We start from the raw sequence: 16,574 nt of genomic DNA, 5'->3' as shown, positions 1-16,574 counted from the left end.
GGAATCTAAGATACCCCTCCACAAACTGCAAGCTATCCGTCTGACGCGCCGCTGCGCGATCAGCCTCGCGATGGCATCGGTTCTTGCTCCTCTCCTGCACGGCGAGGTGGCGCAATGAACCCCGAAGCACTAAAATCACAGATCAGCTCGCTGGCGGACTACGCGGTCAAGCATGTTGAGCTGATTGCCGACCTGCACGAGCTATCGGCCGCGTTTTATGCCGCAACTCTGCGGATCAACGCGCATATCACCACTCCGGTCAGACCGATGACTGAACCGCTCGGCCTTTTGAGTGGGCTCGCCGACCTGCCGCGTGGCGATAACGTCGTGGAGTTGGCCGGCAAGTCTCCGAACGACAGCGATCCGGAGACCGCAGCATGACGCGATGCATTCTCGGAATTGATCCCGGCGCGTCAGGGGCGATCGCCTTCTACTTTCCCGACCACCCCGAACGGGTGTCCGTGGAAGACATGCCCACTGCGGCCGGTGATGTGGACGCCGTGAACCTCGCCAAGCGAGTGGCTGCGATGGCGCCTGATTTAGTTTTCCTGGAGCGCGTCAACGCAATGCCTGGGCAGGGCGTATCCAGCACGTTCAAGTTTGGGCGAGCCTACGGGGTCGTCTTGGGGGTGATCGGAGCAGCGACAATCCCGCTGCACCTCGTCACGCCAGCAAAATGGAAAGCCCACCTGCGGCTGTCTGCCGACAAGGAAGAGGCCCGCGCGCTCGCGCTGCGCCTGTTCCCGGCGTGCGGCGATCACTTCAAACGAAAGAAGGATCACGGCCGCGCAGAGGCTGCTCTGATCGCTCGCTACGGCGCCGAAACACTGCGCTTGATTGGCGGTGCGGCATGAACCATCGCCTTATGGTCTCCGACCCCTACATCCGGAAACAGCTCCAACTCGCCGGCCTGCGCTTCATGGCCAGCCGTGCGGAATGGCTTCAGTCTGAGGCGCGCGTCATCTTCCGCCAGCTCAAGAACGACAAGATCACGTCAGCGCAGGCTGACGCGAAACTGGAGGAAATGGGCGTGCTGGATCTCGTCTATCCCGAATTGATGCGAGGTGATGCATGACGATCACCTTTGAAGCAGATGGCTGCACCATCTTCCTCCCCGAAACGGAAAGCTCTCTGGTAAATCCAGAGCTTGCCCGTTCAGCAATCGAACGTGACCGTAACATTCGCCGGTCGCATTTGTTTCCGTTGTTTGACGCGACCGCGCGGTTTGCGTGTTCGTTGCTGGTTGTCCCTCAGGGCTGCAAGCCATTCGAATTGCCGCGCGATCCGTGGATAATCTCGATCGGCGATGATATGCATTTTTCGTGGGGACCGCAGGCATTCCCCGCGGAATCGCTTGAGGCCGCGATAAAGGCGGCCGAACACGGTGTCATCATCACCAGCGGGCCGGATCCATTTCCGTATCGGGTAGCGGCCACCGTCGCCGTCAAGCACCGGATGAACTGCCTGTTGATCGAAACGCTCCCGCACCAGAAAGACGCTTGGCGTGAGCGCATCGAGGCGGTGCGGGGCGCTGACGAGTTTACCGGCGAGTTGCCGATAACCTACTGTATGCCGTTCCCGGCGAAGGGGGCAGCATGAAGCAAGCCGCGGCTTACCTCTACGACGCCTTGAACGCTGCGGCGAACGGGTACCTTGTGCTCCCGGCAAACGCCCGCACGGGAGAACCGTTGGTGGAGACCGACAAGGCCACCACCGATCCGGAAGTGATTAGAGCATGGTGGACTGAGCACCCTGATGCTCAGCCCGCCTGCATGGCACCGAAGCCAAAAAAGCTTAAGGCAACGCCTTATGCTTGGCAGGATCCTGCGCAAATCCCACAGCGACAGTTCCTGTATGGACGGCATCTGGCGCGAAAGTTCACGGCAGCCAAGTTCGCGGCCGGCGGCGTCGGGAAATCCATCTTGGCGCTGACGGAGGCGATCGCATTGGCAACGGGTCGGGCATTGCTCGGCATCACACCCGCGCAAAGGTGCAAGGTCTGGTACTGGAACGGCGAAGACCCGAAGGAGGAGACCGAGCGGCGTATCGCCGCAATCTGTCTCCACTATTCGATCGCCAAGGAAGAACTTGAAGGCTGGCTGTTCATCGACAGTGGCCGCGAGCAGGAAATCGTCATAGCGCAGACCACGAAGAACGGCGCCGTCATTGTGGGGCCCGTCGTCCGGGGCATGGTCGATACGATCGCGGACAACGAGATCGATGTCGTTATCATCGATCCCTTTGTGTCTTCTCACCGGATCGTCGAGAGCGACAATCCGGCCATGGATCTGGTTGCCAAGCGCTGGAACGCCATTGCCGACGAAACCAACTCGGCCGTTGAGCTCGTCCACCACATCAGAAAGACCGGCGGCGCCGAAGCGACAGTGGAGGACGGGCGAGGGGCATCGTCGTTGCTTAATGCCGTTCGATCCGCCCAGGTGCTCAATAAGATGACCCCGGAGGAGGGGACAAAGGCCGGGGTCGGAAACCACCGCGAATATTTCAAGGCCGAAAATGGCAAGGCCAACAACTCGCCTCCCGCCGAAGGGAAGGACTGGTACCGCATAATTCCCATTTCGCTCGGGAACGGATCAGCTCTGGCCCCGCAGGGGGACAGCGTTGGCGTGGTGGTCAAGTGGAAATGGCCCGACCCCTTGGACGGCGTTTCCGGCGCCGACTTCGAAGCCGCGGCCCAATCCATTCGCGCCGGCCGCTGGCGGGAAAATCCTCAGGCGAAGGACTGGGTAGGGTGGCCAATTGCCAAAGTGCTCGGCCTCGATCTCCATGGGAACAAGGCGGACAAGGCCAAGGTCACCGGCCTGATCAAGATTTGGATCGGCGCGGGAAATCTTATCGTGGTCGACGAATTGGACGAAAAGCGCATGACGCGGAAGTACGTGCAGGTGGCCAATGATGACTGATTTGCCACACCTCACTTTCTTGCCAGAACTTTGCCACGCCACACCCCACACCCCTAAGGGGGTGGTGGTGTGGCAGTGGAAATGCCGAACCTGCCGAACCCTTGCCGAACCTATGGTGTGGCACGTGTGGCAGAGGGAATTTAGGAGAGGATGAACTGGCTGTGATGAAACAGAACCCAAAGAGTGGACTGAAACCCTGGAAGCCGGGACAGTCAGGAAACCCCCTCGGGAGGCCACAGGGAGCCCGCAGCAAGTTCTCCGAGGCTGCATGCGCTGATGCGCTGGCGGACTGGACGACGCATGGCAAGACGACCCTGGCCCGTGTGAGAGAGGACGATCCGAGCACTTACTTGCGGGTGCTGTTCAGCATCATCCCGAAAGACATCGCGGTCTCGATCGAGCAGCGAAATGGTCCGCTGGACAGCGAAGAGATGCGCACCATGCGGCGCCTGGTCGAGGTGATCCGAGCTGCCTGCGCGACTGGTCTCGATCCTGAAATGGTGTTCGCCTGGATCGAGGAGGATCTGCGCGGTCGGCTGGCTCAACCCGTCAACGGCTGATGCTGGAAGATGCAAATCACGACATCTGAGGGAAATGTGAGGGAATACGTTACATTTTCTTGCAACGCATTGATATAGCAGATAAAACATGTGATTTAATATCGCGGGGTCTTGTAGTCGCACCGCGAACGCTCCACACTTGCTCCATCTGATTTGGAGGAAGTGATGGCCACGAACTACCAGCTCTATCGACCGTTAAGCGTCGTCCAGAATGGGCAGCACCTGGGGCCCGCCTCTCTGGTTGGCACCTATTCCACGCAGGCGCTTGCGATGGCAGTTCCGAGTGTCGTGGGCGATCTTATCGTTCCGCCTGGCTGGAACTGGTCCATGACCAGCCATAGGCCCGTGCTGTGCGACGCGACGCTGGCGGCAGGTAGCCAGCCGCAATACGTCACCGTGGGCGGCGGTGCCGGATCGACGGCAAACCACGTTGGTCCGAGGCAGTGAAGGCCTATCTGCCGGCCAAGATCCCCATGGTGTTCATCGTCACGCCCGGCCAGCAGGTCGCTGGCGTCACCGCGAGCACTGCAACCCTTTCCGTCACCGAACTCACGTAGAGGCAAACCAGCATGACCGATGGTATCAACCGTCAACCCAAGCCGCCGCAGGACAAGAACCGCGACATCGAGAGCTACATCAACCGCGGCCAGCCTGCACCGCAGCCCAAACTAGACCGCGATATCTCCCGGCAGATCGAGCGCGAGAGCCGCCGCAATGGCTGAAGTTCGCTTCCAGTACAGCCGGCAGGATCTTCTGAAGTCCCTTGCGGATCGCAGGGGCGTGAACCTGAGCATGCTGATGCGCTCGCTGGCGGACTCCGCTCTGGCCGCTGATGGTTTCCCGGTGGCCGAAACGCAGTATGCGCTGGTGGTTGACGGCGACGTGCTGATGCACGGCGATCACCCAGTGATGAGCTACCGGCCGACCGCTGATGACCGCGGGGTGTGGCTTCCTATCGAGAACGAGGACTCCATCCCGTTTGATCCTGCTCTGCACTGGCGCCTGAAACAGCTTCCGCTGCGCGTCGATGGTGAGCGGGTGGTGCGGACCTATCCGGTGGTAGCGAAGTCGCAGGAGCACGCATGACCGGCGTTGCATGGTGGTCCCAGACGGCAGGCAATAACGCCACTTTCGACCCGACGATCAACTTTGCTGAGGGACAGGCCCCCTCATCTGTGAACGACAGCGCTCGGGCGCTGATGGCGAGCACTGCGAAGTGGCGGGATGACATTGCAGGCGCGATCGTCACGGCGGGCACTTCGAGCGCCTACACGGTCACGTCCAACCAGCAGTTTGACAACCTGGCCCGCCTTTCAGGACAGATGATCGCGTTTACTCCGCACACGACGCAGACCGGGACCTGCACCCTGAATGTGGACGGCCTTGGGGCTAAGCCGTTGCGTTCGGCGCCGAGCGTGGAGCTGCCGGCGGGAACGCTGATCCAGGGGACGCCATATATCGCTCTCTACAACAACACGGACGGTGCATTCTATCTGCAGGGTCTGTTTGGCAATCCGTACAATATTCCGCTTGGCGGGGGCATGGATTATTGGCTTACCACCGCCCCGAATAGTTCATTTGTATTCCCGGTTGGGCAGGCGATCTCGCGCACGACCTATGCCGGATTGTTTACTGGGATGGGGACGACGTATGGCGGTGGCGATGGTTCGACCACATTCAATTTGCCGGACATGCGCGGACGGGTGGCTGCTGGCGTTGACAACATGGGTGGCGTTGCGGCTGGTCGCCTGACTTCCACCTATTTCGGCGTTCCACAGTTGGGTCTCGCCAACGGCTCCGATTCTCGATCGCTCTCAACCGCTAACCTGCCGCCCTACACGCCTTCCGGCTCGGTCACGCCGGCGGGTATCACTGTGGCAGCGGGTGCTACTGCAACAAACTTCACTCCGGCGGGAAGCGGCCCGGCGCTCTACGACACGACAAAATATGCCGCTTCATCTGCATTCTTCACTGGTGCGGCGCAGGGCGGTTCAAGTGAGGCATTCGGCCTCGCGCAGCCGACGATCTGCTGCAACTACATTCTGAGGATCATCTGATGGCCGATCGGTTTTTGGAATCGGATGAGGAGTGGCGCAGCTTTCTGGACTATCTCCAGGCACGCACGCCGCTCCGCACGCTCAACGGCGTTGAAGCCCGAGAGGTTTTTCGCGAGATCGCGCTGCTTGGATACCGGATCCTCAAGCCTGGTCGGCATCCATCCGGCCTGGATACCACTGCGGAGGCGATCACCACTGTTCGGCCGCGGATGGTGGTCGGCACAGGCCGAACGGGGCGGCAAGAGCCGGTTGTTGAGGCGCCCTATGAAATCGCGAAGTCAACGCTTCCTGAAATCATGGCCTCCAACGGTAAGAAACGCTGATGTCTGATCTTGAAGCTCCGCGCGATGACAGTGGACAGTTTGCGCCGGCTGAACCGCTGACCGGCGTCGTCGGTCTCGAGCACGATGCTGGCTGGGTGCCACTCAAAAGGGACGAGGGGACCGCAGAGCTCAACGAGCAGCAGGCCGCGGACGAGTTGTCCAATCGCCGGGATGAGGAAGCCGAGCCTGAGAAAATTGGGCTCTACAACGATGATCGAACCGGTTTCCGGGACGATCTCGAAAATCCGGAGCATGAGGGGCCCAAGGTCTCGCTGACGGTGGAATCCGCCGCAGATGCGCTGAGCGGCTGGCGCGAGTATCAGGATGAGCTCGATCAGACCGTTGCCGACGCTGAACTGCTGGACAGTGTTGACGCATTCGACAAGCCGCCGGAAAGCGCGAAGGCTGACAATGTCCCGTCGACCGATCCTGCAGCAGAGGCGGCCGATCCGCAGGCGCAGGCTGTGCAGTGGCTGGAGCAGCATCCAGCGGCGCACGCCTTGTTGTCGGAGCACATCCAGCAATCGACGGCCGCGGCGGAGCAGGTGCGCGCTGCGTATGCGCAGCAGCTGGACGGCGCTCTTGCGGTTGCCCGGCAGGTGACCTTTGCGCTGATCCCGGAATTGAACGGCGTCACGGATGCGAACCATGCGGCTAGCGTGCTCTCGGCAATCCAGCAGCAGAACCCGCAGCGGTTTGCGCAGATCCAGCAGCTTGATCGTGACACCGGGCAGCTCATGGCTGCAGCGCAGAACGAGCGCCAGGCAGCCGCACAGCGCGAGCAGCAGGCTGTCCGTGCATACAATGCCGAGCAGGAACGCGCGTATGCGCAGCGTTATGGCGCCGTTGATAGGACGACCGGGGAAGGCGTCCGATCGTATTTGCAGGGACTTGGCGCGACCAACGAGGACCTCGCGGCGCTTTCGCAGACACGCTTGCCCGTTTGGGCGCAGCGCGCCCTGATTGACGCAGCCCAGATGGAGCAAGTTCGGAACGCTCCGAAAGCTGTCGTCAAACCCGATCTTCCTCCGGTTCAGCGTCCCGGTGTTGCTCGCGCTCCTGGTGAGGCGCGGCAAAGTGACATCACGTCCCTGAGCACACGGCTGAGCAAGTCTGGCAGTGAAAAAGACGCCTTTGCACTGCTTTCCGCGATGAGGGCAAACAAGAGATGAGCGACGACTATTTCGAGCAGAACAGGCGATCCGGAATCAATCGTGGTGTTGATCCGACGCCGGAAGCGCAAGAAAAGTGGTTCGCTTCCCTCGATCACGAGAAGCGTTCCCTGGTGCTCGACAGGTACGGGCAGGAGGACGCTGGAGCGGCCGACCAGCCTCTTTCTCTCGACGAGGCGCACGATGGTGCTGAGCGTCGCCAGCACGTTGCCCGGCTTCGTCAAATTCATGAGACGTTGAGGCGTTACGATCGATGACACGCTTTCAGAATTGGTGTCGGCTGATGGGGCACCATCCTTTGCCAGCTGCGCCTCTCACGGTTGCTGCCTTCATCGGCGATCAAGGCGGCCTCAAGCCAGATTTGTTGTCCGCGGAGGTCGCGGCGATCGACGAGCAGCACCAGGCGCTGGGCTATGCCCCGCCGGGCCGATCCGATGTCGCGTTGAAGGCCTTTGCTGCGGTGCATCCCGTCGAACCACCGCACTCCTGGGCCAACGAGGAGAAGGAACGCTTTCATCAGCTTCCCTACGATCTGCAATTGATCTTGTCTCGACGGGAGACTGATCGAGCGAAGGAACTACGGCGCGCGCATGGGGATCGCGACCGCGCAAAACAGGAATTGGAGGCATTGAAAGCCGATGGCAAGCAAAACGCAGCTTGACGAGCGCATCATTCAGATTCGCAAAGAGTGCGACGAGATCATCGATCGGCACGTTGAGGAGCTTCGGAAGGAATTCGAAAACATTCCAGCGCCGAACCTTCGCCAAGATATTGAGCTTCGAGCGCGAGGCTGTCCGTGTGCGCAGGCGATGCATGTCATGGGCAAGACAGCCGAGCTATATGGTGCTGAATGAACGCGCTGGAGACGATCAGCGCGACGCTCGACCACTTCGAGCGGCTTGATGGGGATCTCGAGTATTTCGCGGAAACCCATCTGAAGATCAGGCCGAAGGCGGGCGGGTTGGTGCCGTTCGCTTTCAATCCGGTTCAGAAGAAGTTGCACCGTGTCATCGAGGAGCAGCGCGCCACGACCGGCATGGTGCGGCTCGTCGTGCTGAAGGCTCGCCAGGAAGGCGTCAGCACCTATGTTGCGGGTCGCTACTATCACAAAACGATCCGCAACCCGGGCTTCCTGACGGCGATCGTGGCGCATGAGAAACCAGCCTCGCGCAACCTGTTCAATCTGGTGAAGCGCTTCCATGATCACATGCCGGACGACATGCGGCCTGCGACGGGTGCCTCGAACGCTGAAGAGCTGAAGTTCGCCAACATCGATTCCGGTTACCTGGTATCGGTCGCGACGGAGGATGGCGCTGGCCGATCGTCAACAGCGCAAGCGCTGCATGCGTCGGAAGCTGCGTTCTGGGTGAACCTCAAGGAGCAACTGGCCGCGTTGATGGAAACCGTGCCTGATCTACCGGATACGGAGATCATCATCGAGACCACCGGAAATCAGTTCGGTGATGAGTTTCACCAGTTCTGGTGCAAGGCATTGGCCGGCGAAAACAGCTTCAAGGCGGTGTTCCTGCCCTGGTCGGAAGATCCGACTTATCGAAGGGCTGCGCCTGACGATTTCGAGATGACCAGCGAGGAGAAGCAGCTTGCCGAGCTGCATGGTCTCGATGCCGAGCAAATCTATTGGCGCCGCTGCAAGATCGCCGACAAGGGTGACGCCAATTACTTCAAACGCGAATATCCGCTGACGCCCGACGAGGCGTTTTTGGCGTCCCAGTTCGACAGCTTCATTCCGCACGACATGGTGCTGCTCGCCCGCAAGTCTGCGGTGACGAAAGGGACTGGACCGCTCATCCTGGGCGTCGATCCAGCCCGGTTCGGCGCGGACAGCACCGCGATAGCGTGGCGCCGCGGTAGCTGCATCGAGAGGATCGAAAAGCGGCACGGCCTGGACACCATGCAGGTCGCCGGCTGGGTCGCCAGCATCATGCGGGACGAGAAGCCGGCCAAGGTCAATATCGACGTCGGCGGCCTCGGCGCCGGCATCTATGACCGGCTGGTGGAGCTGGGGTACGGCGGCAGCTTTGGCTCTGGCATCCTGAACAGCGTCAACTTCGGTTCGAAGCCGATCGAGCCGCCCCCGCTGGACGACAGCGGCAGGCCGTCAGGCGGCCCAGCAAATCGCCGGGCGGAGATGTGGTCCAATCTAAAGGACGCACTGTCGGGCTCTCACTTCTCGCTACCTGACAGCGATAGCCTGCAGTCTGACCTGACCGGGCCCGGCTACAAGTACACCAGCGACGGCCGGCTGATGCTCGAGAGCAAGGACGAGATGAAGAAACGCGGCATGCCGAGCCCGGACGAGGGGGATGCTGTGGCGTTGACGTTCTCAGAGCCGAACGGGGCGCCCGTGGTGAGCAACAGCAACTTCAACCGGCCGATCGAATATCCTGAGCAGGGGTATGCCTAGTGGTCCCGCTTTGGCGCGGTGAACCATTAAGAGGCAGCACCATCCTGCTTTACAGCGAACTGGGATTTGGAGACGAGATCCTGTCGCTGCGGTTTGCCAAACCCGTTAAGGACATGGGTGCGCGAGTGATCATCTCGGTGCGCGCTCCAATCGTTCGTTTGGCTCGCAGCCTTGCATTCGTTGACGCCGTGGTCAGGCAATACGGTCCAGCAGCATACGAGTGTGTGGAAGTCCTGCAGTGCGATCCGCCGCCATGGAAACCGGACTATGTTTGCGCGCTGCTCGCGGCGCCAATGTTCACGATGGGCGGCACTGGCCAGCAACTCTCAGGAGAGCTAGCGGCTGCCAGGGGGTTGGAAATTGCGTACCTATCGGGAGGCGGCTGCAGAGACAGGTACTTGGGGCCGGAATTTGCCGAAGCGCGGCCCGCGACGCTTCCTAACGGATTTAACGTCGGCATCTGTTGGGCTTCGGGAGGAGGCAATCCGCAGTTTGCCGAGCGGAAGTCCCTCCCGCTTCGCAGGTTGGCATCGCTGGCGCGGCCGGGCGTCAACCTGATATCTCTGCAGCTCGAGCACAACGATGATCTTCGTGGGCTCGGGATTGTCGATGCGATGGCTGGCGTGAGCGACTTCGCCGACACCGCCGGGATTGTCGATCAGTTGGATTTAGTCATCACGGTCGATACTGCGCTTGCCCATCTCGCTGGCGCGCTTGGCAAACCTGTCTGGAATTTGCTCCGGTCCGATGCGACGTCAGTGTGGCCCTGGTTTTGGGATGCGGACGCCACGCCGTGGTACAGCTCGATGACGCTCTATCGCCAGTCGCGGCCCGGTGATTGGGATGATCCATTGAATAGGATGTTTGCCGATTTCGACGGTCTACTTTCCGATCCTGTTCAATCGTGAGCCTCGACGCTTGGCTGTGCCGCCGCTTCCAGTACAGCTCCGAGTGTGGAGTCAGCTAGTTCGATCGCCTGTTTAATCTTAGCCCCCACTGGATCCTCGTCAAAGCCGGCCCAGATGTCAGCCTCACGCTTTTCCCAAAAAGAAAAATCGCGCTGGCCAGGAGAGCTAACAGTATTCATCAACATGCTGGCTGAAACTTGGATTGCCACGATTGCTTCATGCAGAAGCTGGAATGCCTGATCAAGCTGTGTGTCCCGGAATATAGCGCGAGCACGATAGCGCTTGCTGAAAAAGTCCGACAGGAAGTCCCCGTTCTTGTTCAATCGTTCTAATGGAACGAAGTAAGTGTCTTTCTTTCTGGCTATGTTTGGGTCGTCCTCCTCCTGCGGGCGTGAAGAGCCTTCCTTTCCAAATGCCGCCGGCGAGCGGACAGCAATCAGGACGTCATTGGCTCTATAGAACGCTGCGAGAAGTTCTTCGCCGAATTCTATTCGCCGCTTGTGGTCGTGCAGTCCTTTTTCGTACTCAAACTTCCGCTCTGCTAGATCGATGTCGAACTGGAATTTCTTTTCGGCAAGACGTTCGTCGAATTTCAGTTTCTCAGAGTGCAGCTTGGTCGCGGTTTTGTTCGAAACGATAAAGCCGATGGTAGTGACGATGCCGGAGACGATCGCGGCGACTACGGCTGGGCCGATGAGATCATTGCTAGCCATGCTAATTGCAGGTCGTCGATGACATGATCCCAGTGCGCATGGTGTTGCACACAACGGGGTCGACTCTGGGTGCAACGTAGGAAGAACCGCCGCCTCCACCGATGACGACCGGGGCACGGGTCATCGCAACGTGATCTTTATCGGCCTCCAGCGCCAACCTCTGCGCTTCGCAACCCGCGGCGCCTGACCGCGCTAAGCAATCCTTGTAGGCTGTCAGCGAAGCGTCATAGGCATTGTTCGCTTGAACAGATCGCGCCACGCCGCACCCGGTCAGGCACAAACTGATCGCAGCAAGTAACATCCCGCCGAGCGTTCGGCCGGCCAGTTTCGAATTATTCATTGGGTAGCCCTCCGCCGACGATTCAACCGGAAGGCGCGGGCAAACGCAATCCCCCTAAGGGAGGGGATGGATTTCTTAACGCAAATCGGATGTGATGCCAGACGGAGCGTGGAAACTCCCGCCTACAGGCTTGCCGGCCTGCGTAGGCACCAGAGCGTTGGCAGGGCGATCCTTGCCGGGATCAAACGTCGCCAACGAAAAGAACGTGCCGATTAGCCGTCGGCGCGAACGGCACCACTATGCCGGGAGAGCGACGGCTATACAAGACCCGAAAGGGAAAGGCCGTCGCGCATGGTCTCTGGCCATGTTTCCACCCTCCCGGCGCCAGTGCTGCCCACTGGCACCCGGCCGTGGAAAGCCGGTAATCCAGAGAACCGAAATGCAAACCCTCTCAGAAAGGCCAGCGGAGTCCGCTGGTGCAATTTTGTCCGGCCTCGCTATCCAACAGCGGGAGTGGGAAACGACTCTCCAGCGCCTTCGCAGACTCAGGAAAGAGGCATCCGCCGAAATCGAGCGGTTGATCGCGTTCCTCGATGCGAGCGACGAATACGTGATGACCGAGCGGGAATGGGACGATTGCGACCGCGAGGACTGCTTTGAGGACGACGAGCCCGATCTCGGGAGCCTCGATGGCGCACTCCAGACCCGTTGGGCGGAGGGTGGCACCGACGACCGCGAGGACGACAATGACAGCGGCATCGCCGATCTTGACGGGCTCCTGGAGCAGGTCGGCACCCAAGACTGGCAGCAAGGGGCAATGGCGTAATGCTGATCCGGCTATTGCTCACGCGCTACCGGCTCAGGTTGGCGCGATACCTGATCCTGCTCAGCCGCAAGCTAGCAACGATCGGCAGCGCCATGCTGTTTTGATCGTCCCAAAAAATTACGCCGCCGGTCTCACAAATATACGCCCGGCGGCGTTTTCTTCCTGAACTGGGACGCTGAAATCCCCAGCCTCAAACGTAGTGCCACCGGCTGTGCCATAGACTTACCGGCTCAGCCCGGATCACCGAAGCTGTTGACCTTTGCGATGAGTGCGACCGCGGCCACAAAAGGTGTGAAGATCGCCAGCGCGATGATGCCGAAAACCATGAGAGCAATCACGGCCGCCCCCGATTATGAGGGATCGGCGAGGGAATGAGAGAAAACGCTTCCTCTAAATAGCCGTTCCAGATTGCTGCTAAGTATTTGATTTTGTTTGGTGAGCGCGGAGGGACTCGAACCCTCGACCCCATGATTAAAAGTCACGTGCTCTACCGCCTGAGCTACGCGCTCACTCACCTGAACATCGGATCCGGATGTCGGCGGTCAACCAGCATCCTCGGATCATGCTCCAGCCCGCGCTGTGTAGGGGGCAGGGCCCATCGGGTCAATAGCCGAGGGGCGGTCAATTGTGCACCGCTACGCCGGATTTGCCGTTCCGACGCCTGTGTTTAGGGCCGTTTCTTGAAGTAGCTCAGCTGTCGTGGCGGATTTCCGAACCAACGGGCTGTGACGGGGCGGTGACCGGGGGCAGGCTGACCGGGCGGAGCCCGATCAGTTCCGCGGTGCGGATCGCGCTGTTGCGCCAGAACGCGAACTCGTTGATCCGCGAATTCTCCAGGATCGCGATGGAGACCGCGGCGAGGAATGGCAGGCTTTGCAGCACCAGCACGCCGGCGAAGATGTAGATCTCGCGCACCTGCTTGTAGCCGTTGGTCACAACAAGCACGATGGCGCCGATCAGGAGCAGCACGCCGATCACCGCTTCCCAGAACGCCTGGAATTCGATCGACATCCGCGACAGGCCGCCCTTCGATGTGCGGGCGAATGCGAGATGCTCGGTGATCAGGCCCTGCGCCACCGCGCGCGACACCGTCCACTGCACGCTCATCGCCGCGATCATGGCGCCCAGCATCTGGGCCGCCTTGATGTTCACCCGCAGCCGGTAGAGCACCACGAAGTGCGCCAGCGAGACGATGAAGGAGGCGATGATCGGAAGGGTAAGGATCTTGTCGGGGATCGCGATGTCGGCGAATGCGACGATCGGCACCCAGATCAGATTGAGGATCGCGACCACGACGCCGAGGCTTTCGGCCCCTAGCCAGTTGAGCCAGCCCAGCGAGAATTCGCGGCGCTGGTCCGGCGTCAGCCGGCTGGCGCCGGGCAGGAAGCGCCGCCAGTGCTTCTTGACGATCTGGAAGCCGCCATAGGCCCAGCGATGGCGCTGCTTCTTGAAGGCCTCATAGGTGTCGGGCAGCAAGCCTTCGCCGTAACGCACATTGGTGTAGAGCGTGAGCCAGCCCTGCTGCTGGATCGAGAGGCCGAGATCGGTGTCCTCGCAGATCGTGTCAGAGGACCAACCGCCGGCCTTGTCCATCGCGGCGCGGCGGATCAGGCACATCGTGCCATGCACGATGATGGCGTTGAACTCGTTGCGCTGGACCATGCCGATGTCGAAGAAGCCGGCGTATTCGCCGTTCATGATGTAGTGCATCAGCGAGCGGTCGCCGTCGCGATGCTCCTGCGGCGCCTGCACCAGGCCGACGCGCGGATCGGCGAAGGCCGGTACCAGATCCTTCAGCCAGTCCGGATGCACGACATAGTCGGCGTCGATGATGCCGATGATCTCGGCGTCCGCCGCGGTCCGCTCCATCGCGATCCGCAGCGCGCCGGCCTTGAAGCCTTGCACCTTCTCGGCGTTGATGAACTTGAAGCGCTCGCCGAGCAGCCGGCAGTGATCCTGGATCGGCCGCCAGAAGTCGGGATCGGGCGTGTTGTTGATGATGCAGACGCACTCGAAGTTCGGATAGTCGAGCCGCGACACCGCATCGAGCGTCTGCTTCAGCATCTCGACCGGTTCGAAATAGGCCGGGATGTGGATCGAGACCTTCGGAAACTTGACGTCCTCGCCCATCGTGGCCGGCGCGAGCTGCGCGCTCTTGCCGATCAGCCGGCGCGGGCCGCGGCCGAACGCCACCGCCGCGATCTCCTCGATCCGCGCCATCGCGATCAGGACCAGCGGAACCAGCAGCACCAGGCCGAGGCTGAGCGCGAAGGCCGAGCCCCAGACGAAATAGTGCGTGGTCCAGTACGAGAACACGGTCGCAACCCAGGCGCCGACGCCGTTGGCCGCGGCCGACAGCAGCAGCGCCTGCATCACGGTCGGCTGGTCCAGCCGCAGGATCGGCAGCGACATGAACAGGCCGACCAGCACGGCGACCAGCGCGATCTTCCAGTAGTTCAGATCGGTGACCGGGCCGGTCCAGGCGAATTTTGCCTCGCGGTCGGCATTGAGGATGCCCCAATAGGGACCGACGCCGCCTTCGTTGAATTTCCAGGGCTGATCGATGGCCTCGACGATATTGTAGTCCATGCCGATGGCGTCGGCTCGCGCGACGAAGTTGCGTAGCACCGTGGCCTGCTGGAACGGACCTGGCTCGGCGCTGCGCAGATTGTAGCCCTGGCTCGGCCAGCCGAATTCGGCGATCAGGATGCGCTTGCCGGGGAACGAGTCGCGTAGCAGGTTGTAGCGGTCGACTGCCTGGTCCACCGCCTGCTTGTCGGTGAAGTTTTCCCAGTACGGCAGCACGTGCGCGGCGACGAAGTCGGCCGAATTGGCGAGCTGCGGATGGTCGCGCCAGATGTTCCAGATTTCACCTGTCGTGACGGGAACGCTGACGGACTTCTTGACGCGCTGGATCACCTTGATCAGCCGATGGACGTTGTTTTCGGCAATCGCCCATTTGACGGCTTCATCCCGCTTGTCCTCGGGCTGCGCCTTGGCGTCTTGAAGTCGTCCATCCTCTTCTTGATCGATGCGCGGGGTTTCTTCGTGAAGGAAGCGCGCAGACTCGGCTGTATAGCGCTCGTTCTCTTCGGAGGTTGGCTTGAGCTTTGGTATCGGCCCGAGGTTCTCGATTGGAATCTGCTCGCCACGATAGACGGTTTCGTTGCCGATCACGATGCCCGTGACGTTGCTGTTGCTCTTGGCAAGATCGATAGCGGATGCAAGTTCGCGACTGTTGCGGTCGGCATCCGTGCCAATCCAAACGCCGATCATGACCTTCATGCCGAACTCGGCAGCAATCGGCGGCACCAGTTCGTTGCCCTCGGTCGAGGAGTATCCACGGACTGCTCGCGTTAGCGTGGAGAGTTTCCTCAGGTCGGCGCGTACCTTGTCGGCATCACCATCGACGACGGTGTGCTTCGGCTCGAACGGCGTATAGGACAGGCTCGGCAGCGTGCCACGGAAATCGGGCGCCGACTGCTTCTCCTGGAAGAGACCCCACAGGGCGGCGTGGGCGGCGGTGACAAGCAACAGGACGGCGACGACGGCGCGCATCGCGGTTAAACCATACGGGGCCTGAGATTGAGGACTAAGCGAACCCGTCCCCTGGGTTCGACCAACATGGCGGCGGAGGCAAAGATATCTCCGCCATCCGATTTAACAACTGGTATGCCGCAATGGCGTTTTAAGGGCGCAAGCCGTTCCAGCCGCGAAAAAAATCGCGGCCGGGTCCGATCAATAGATGCGGCTATTTCGACGCCGGCGCGGGTGACGCCGACGGGGTCGGCGCAGGCGAGGGCGATGCTGCCGGCGCAGGTGCGGCATTGCCGGCCGTCGACGGCGCCGGGCTGGGCGCGGCGGCTGCGGCGGCCTGCGGCTGGGCACCCGGGTTGATCCAGCAGGCGTGAATGCGGCCGTCGAGGCTGCCGCTCACCTTGCTGTCGATCTGGGCGCCGAACCGGGTCAGGCAGCGGAAGGCGGCCTGGACGTGGCCGCCGGGGCAGCCGAACCGGTCGTAGAGATCGAGATGGCGGAAGGCGGTATCGAGGTCGTCGTTCCACATCAGGCGGACCACGCGGCGACCGAGCCAGACGCATTCGGGGTTGCCGGCCGGGCCGTTGATGGCCTGCTGGGCCTCGACGAATTCCTCGACCTTGCGCTGGTTGGCCTCGCGCGCGGCATTTGCGTTGGCGTCGGGCTGACCGGGCTGCTGCTTGGCCTGGTCGGGCGGATTGGGCGTGCCGCTCTGGGCGAATGCGCCGCCGGCTCCGTTCAGGAGCGCAAGCGCGGTGACAAGGCCCGTTACGGCAAGGTGGCGCAAAGCAGTGTTCTTCAACTCAAGCAGCCGTCGACGCATGCATTCCCCGATATGTTCCTGCCCCCGCG

At 61.2% G+C, this 16,574-nt stretch carries 22 protein-coding genes and 1 tRNA gene; 18 read left to right on the top strand and 5 right to left on the bottom strand.

Annotated features, from left to right (window positions below; all coding sequences use genetic code 11):
- The first annotated feature begins 114 nt into the window (after positions 1-114).
- The 17 genes from XH92_RS24520 (at position 115) to XH92_RS24440 (ending at position 10,366) form a co-directional block, all read left to right on the top strand.
- Positions 115-381, top strand: a complete 267-nt coding sequence (locus XH92_RS24520; RefSeq protein WP_194454394.1) for a hypothetical protein — start codon at positions 115-117, stop codon at positions 379-381.
- Positions 378-854, top strand: coding sequence for a hypothetical protein (locus XH92_RS24515; RefSeq protein WP_194454393.1), 477 nt, complete (start codon positions 378-380; stop codon positions 852-854). Before XH92_RS24520 ends, XH92_RS24515 begins: the two co-directional genes overlap by 4 nt.
- Positions 851-1,075, top strand: a complete 225-nt coding sequence (locus XH92_RS24510; RefSeq protein WP_194454392.1) for a hypothetical protein — start codon at positions 851-853, stop codon at positions 1,073-1,075. Before XH92_RS24515 ends, XH92_RS24510 begins: the two co-directional genes overlap by 4 nt.
- Positions 1,072-1,599 (top strand): hypothetical protein, encoded by a 528-nt coding sequence (locus XH92_RS24505; protein ID WP_194454391.1) that lies wholly within the window; start codon positions 1,072-1,074, stop codon positions 1,597-1,599. Before XH92_RS24510 ends, XH92_RS24505 begins: the two co-directional genes overlap by 4 nt.
- A complete protein-coding gene (locus tag XH92_RS24500) occupies positions 1,596-2,921 on the top strand; it encodes an AAA family ATPase (RefSeq protein WP_194454390.1) in 1,326 nt (441 codons plus the stop codon). The genes XH92_RS24505 and XH92_RS24500 overlap by 4 nt, the downstream gene beginning before the upstream one ends.
- 164 nt (positions 2,922-3,085) lie before the next feature.
- Positions 3,086-3,481 (top strand): DUF5681 domain-containing protein, encoded by a 396-nt coding sequence (locus XH92_RS24495; RefSeq protein WP_194454389.1) that lies wholly within the window; start codon positions 3,086-3,088, stop codon positions 3,479-3,481.
- Positions 3,482-3,646: 165 nt separating this feature from the next.
- Positions 3,647-3,928 (top strand): hypothetical protein, encoded by a 282-nt coding sequence (locus tag XH92_RS24490; protein ID WP_194454388.1) that lies wholly within the window; start codon positions 3,647-3,649, stop codon positions 3,926-3,928.
- 122 nt (positions 3,929-4,050) lie between these two features.
- Positions 4,051-4,203: a hypothetical protein gene (locus tag XH92_RS24485; protein ID WP_194454387.1), complete on the top strand. Its 153-nt coding sequence runs from the start codon at positions 4,051-4,053 to the stop codon at positions 4,201-4,203.
- Positions 4,196-4,567, top strand: a complete 372-nt coding sequence (locus tag XH92_RS24480; RefSeq protein WP_194454386.1) for a hypothetical protein — start codon at positions 4,196-4,198, stop codon at positions 4,565-4,567. Before XH92_RS24485 ends, XH92_RS24480 begins: the two co-directional genes overlap by 8 nt.
- Positions 4,564-5,538, top strand: a complete 975-nt coding sequence (locus XH92_RS24475; protein ID WP_194454385.1) for a tail fiber protein — start codon at positions 4,564-4,566, stop codon at positions 5,536-5,538. The genes XH92_RS24480 and XH92_RS24475 overlap by 4 nt, the downstream gene beginning before the upstream one ends.
- A complete protein-coding gene (locus XH92_RS24470) occupies positions 5,538-5,861 on the top strand; it encodes a hypothetical protein (RefSeq protein ID WP_194454384.1) in 324 nt (107 codons plus the stop codon). The genes XH92_RS24475 and XH92_RS24470 overlap by 1 nt, the downstream gene beginning before the upstream one ends.
- A complete protein-coding gene (locus tag XH92_RS24465; protein ID WP_194454383.1) occupies positions 5,861-7,033 on the top strand; it encodes a hypothetical protein in 1,173 nt (390 codons plus the stop codon). Before XH92_RS24470 ends, XH92_RS24465 begins: the two co-directional genes overlap by 1 nt.
- Complete coding sequence (locus XH92_RS24460) at positions 7,030-7,290, top strand: hypothetical protein (RefSeq protein ID WP_194454382.1); 261 nt, start codon at positions 7,030-7,032, stop codon at positions 7,288-7,290. The genes XH92_RS24465 and XH92_RS24460 overlap by 4 nt, the downstream gene beginning before the upstream one ends.
- Positions 7,287-7,694, top strand: a complete 408-nt coding sequence (locus tag XH92_RS24455; RefSeq protein ID WP_194454381.1) for a hypothetical protein — start codon at positions 7,287-7,289, stop codon at positions 7,692-7,694. Before XH92_RS24460 ends, XH92_RS24455 begins: the two co-directional genes overlap by 4 nt.
- Positions 7,672-7,887, top strand: a complete 216-nt coding sequence (locus tag XH92_RS24450; RefSeq protein WP_194454380.1) for a hypothetical protein — start codon at positions 7,672-7,674, stop codon at positions 7,885-7,887. Before XH92_RS24455 ends, XH92_RS24450 begins: the two co-directional genes overlap by 23 nt.
- On the top strand, positions 7,884-9,458 hold the full coding sequence (locus XH92_RS24445; RefSeq protein ID WP_194454379.1) for a hypothetical protein: 1,575 nt from the start codon (positions 7,884-7,886) through the stop codon (positions 9,456-9,458). Before XH92_RS24450 ends, XH92_RS24445 begins: the two co-directional genes overlap by 4 nt.
- Positions 9,458-10,366 (top strand): glycosyltransferase family 9 protein, encoded by a 909-nt coding sequence (locus XH92_RS24440; RefSeq protein ID WP_194454378.1) that lies wholly within the window; start codon positions 9,458-9,460, stop codon positions 10,364-10,366. Before XH92_RS24445 ends, XH92_RS24440 begins: the two co-directional genes overlap by 1 nt.
- Here XH92_RS24440 and XH92_RS24435 read toward each other — a convergent pair.
- Positions 10,357-11,079, bottom strand: a complete 723-nt coding sequence (locus XH92_RS24435) for a hypothetical protein (protein ID WP_194454377.1) — start codon at positions 11,077-11,079, stop codon at positions 10,357-10,359. The two genes, XH92_RS24440 and XH92_RS24435, sit on opposite strands and share 10 nt — an antisense overlap.
- 1 nt (position 11,080) lies before the next feature.
- Entirely contained in the window at positions 11,081-11,419 is a 339-nt protein-coding gene (locus tag XH92_RS24430) for a hypothetical protein (protein ID WP_194454376.1), read from the bottom strand.
- Positions 11,420-11,798: 379 nt separating this feature from the next.
- On the opposite strand from XH92_RS24430, the gene XH92_RS24425 reads away from it, so the two are divergent.
- Complete coding sequence (locus tag XH92_RS24425; protein WP_194454375.1) at positions 11,799-12,185, top strand: hypothetical protein; 387 nt, start codon at positions 11,799-11,801, stop codon at positions 12,183-12,185.
- Positions 12,186-12,618: 433 nt separating this feature from the next.
- Here the strand turns inward: XH92_RS24425 and XH92_RS24420 are convergent.
- From XH92_RS24420 to XH92_RS24410, 3 genes are all read right to left on the bottom strand, one after another.
- A tRNA-Lys gene (locus tag XH92_RS24420) sits at positions 12,619-12,694 on the bottom strand.
- A 181-nt stretch (positions 12,695-12,875) separates the two neighbouring features.
- The gene (locus XH92_RS24415) at positions 12,876-15,743 is read right to left on the bottom strand and encodes a glycosyltransferase (RefSeq protein WP_194454374.1); all 2,868 of its coding nucleotides are present in this window, start codon (positions 15,741-15,743) and stop codon (positions 12,876-12,878) included.
- A 193-nt stretch (positions 15,744-15,936) separates the two neighbouring features.
- Complete coding sequence (locus tag XH92_RS24410) at positions 15,937-16,545, bottom strand: beta-1-3, beta-1-6-glucan biosynthesis protein (protein WP_194454373.1); 609 nt, start codon at positions 16,543-16,545, stop codon at positions 15,937-15,939.
- Between the last annotated feature and the right edge of the window lie 29 nt (positions 16,546-16,574).

The organism is Bradyrhizobium sp. CCBAU 53421 (genome assembly GCF_015291625.1).
Lineage (GTDB): Bacteria > Pseudomonadota > Alphaproteobacteria > Rhizobiales > Xanthobacteraceae > Bradyrhizobium.
The sequence above is the reverse complement of the archived record's forward strand: the minus strand, read 5'-3'. Positions and strand labels throughout refer to the sequence as shown.

Coding starts and splice junctions, on each gene's coding strand:
- XH92_RS24520 (WP_194454394.1), top strand. CDS start 115: ATGAACCCCGAAGCACTAAAATCACAGATCAGCTCGCTGGCGGACTAC.
- XH92_RS24515 (WP_194454393.1), top strand. CDS start 378: ATGACGCGATGCATTCTCGGAATTGATCCCGGCGCGTCAGGGGCGATC.
- XH92_RS24510 (WP_194454392.1), top strand. CDS start 851: ATGAACCATCGCCTTATGGTCTCCGACCCCTACATCCGGAAACAGCTC.
- XH92_RS24505 (WP_194454391.1), top strand. CDS start 1,072: ATGACGATCACCTTTGAAGCAGATGGCTGCACCATCTTCCTCCCCGAA.
- XH92_RS24500 (WP_194454390.1), top strand. CDS start 1,596: ATGAAGCAAGCCGCGGCTTACCTCTACGACGCCTTGAACGCTGCGGCG.
- XH92_RS24495 (WP_194454389.1), top strand. CDS start 3,086: ATGAAACAGAACCCAAAGAGTGGACTGAAACCCTGGAAGCCGGGACAG.
- XH92_RS24490 (WP_194454388.1), top strand. CDS start 3,647: ATGGCCACGAACTACCAGCTCTATCGACCGTTAAGCGTCGTCCAGAAT.
- XH92_RS24485 (WP_194454387.1), top strand. CDS start 4,051: ATGACCGATGGTATCAACCGTCAACCCAAGCCGCCGCAGGACAAGAAC.
- XH92_RS24480 (WP_194454386.1), top strand. CDS start 4,196: ATGGCTGAAGTTCGCTTCCAGTACAGCCGGCAGGATCTTCTGAAGTCC.
- XH92_RS24475 (WP_194454385.1), top strand. CDS start 4,564: ATGACCGGCGTTGCATGGTGGTCCCAGACGGCAGGCAATAACGCCACT.
- XH92_RS24470 (WP_194454384.1), top strand. CDS start 5,538: ATGGCCGATCGGTTTTTGGAATCGGATGAGGAGTGGCGCAGCTTTCTG.
- XH92_RS24465 (WP_194454383.1), top strand. CDS start 5,861: ATGTCTGATCTTGAAGCTCCGCGCGATGACAGTGGACAGTTTGCGCCG.
- XH92_RS24460 (WP_194454382.1), top strand. CDS start 7,030: ATGAGCGACGACTATTTCGAGCAGAACAGGCGATCCGGAATCAATCGT.
- XH92_RS24455 (WP_194454381.1), top strand. CDS start 7,287: ATGACACGCTTTCAGAATTGGTGTCGGCTGATGGGGCACCATCCTTTG.
- XH92_RS24450 (WP_194454380.1), top strand. CDS start 7,672: ATGGCAAGCAAAACGCAGCTTGACGAGCGCATCATTCAGATTCGCAAA.
- XH92_RS24445 (WP_194454379.1), top strand. CDS start 7,884: ATGAACGCGCTGGAGACGATCAGCGCGACGCTCGACCACTTCGAGCGG.
- XH92_RS24435 (WP_194454377.1), bottom strand. CDS start 11,079: ATGGCTAGCAATGATCTCATCGGCCCAGCCGTAGTCGCCGCGATCGTC.
- XH92_RS24430 (WP_194454376.1), bottom strand. CDS start 11,419: ATGAATAATTCGAAACTGGCCGGCCGAACGCTCGGCGGGATGTTACTT.
- XH92_RS24425 (WP_194454375.1), top strand. CDS start 11,799: ATGCAAACCCTCTCAGAAAGGCCAGCGGAGTCCGCTGGTGCAATTTTG.
- XH92_RS24415 (WP_194454374.1), bottom strand. CDS start 15,743: ATGCGCGCCGTCGTCGCCGTCCTGTTGCTTGTCACCGCCGCCCACGCC.
- XH92_RS24410 (WP_194454373.1), bottom strand. CDS start 16,545: ATGCGTCGACGGCTGCTTGAGTTGAAGAACACTGCTTTGCGCCACCTT.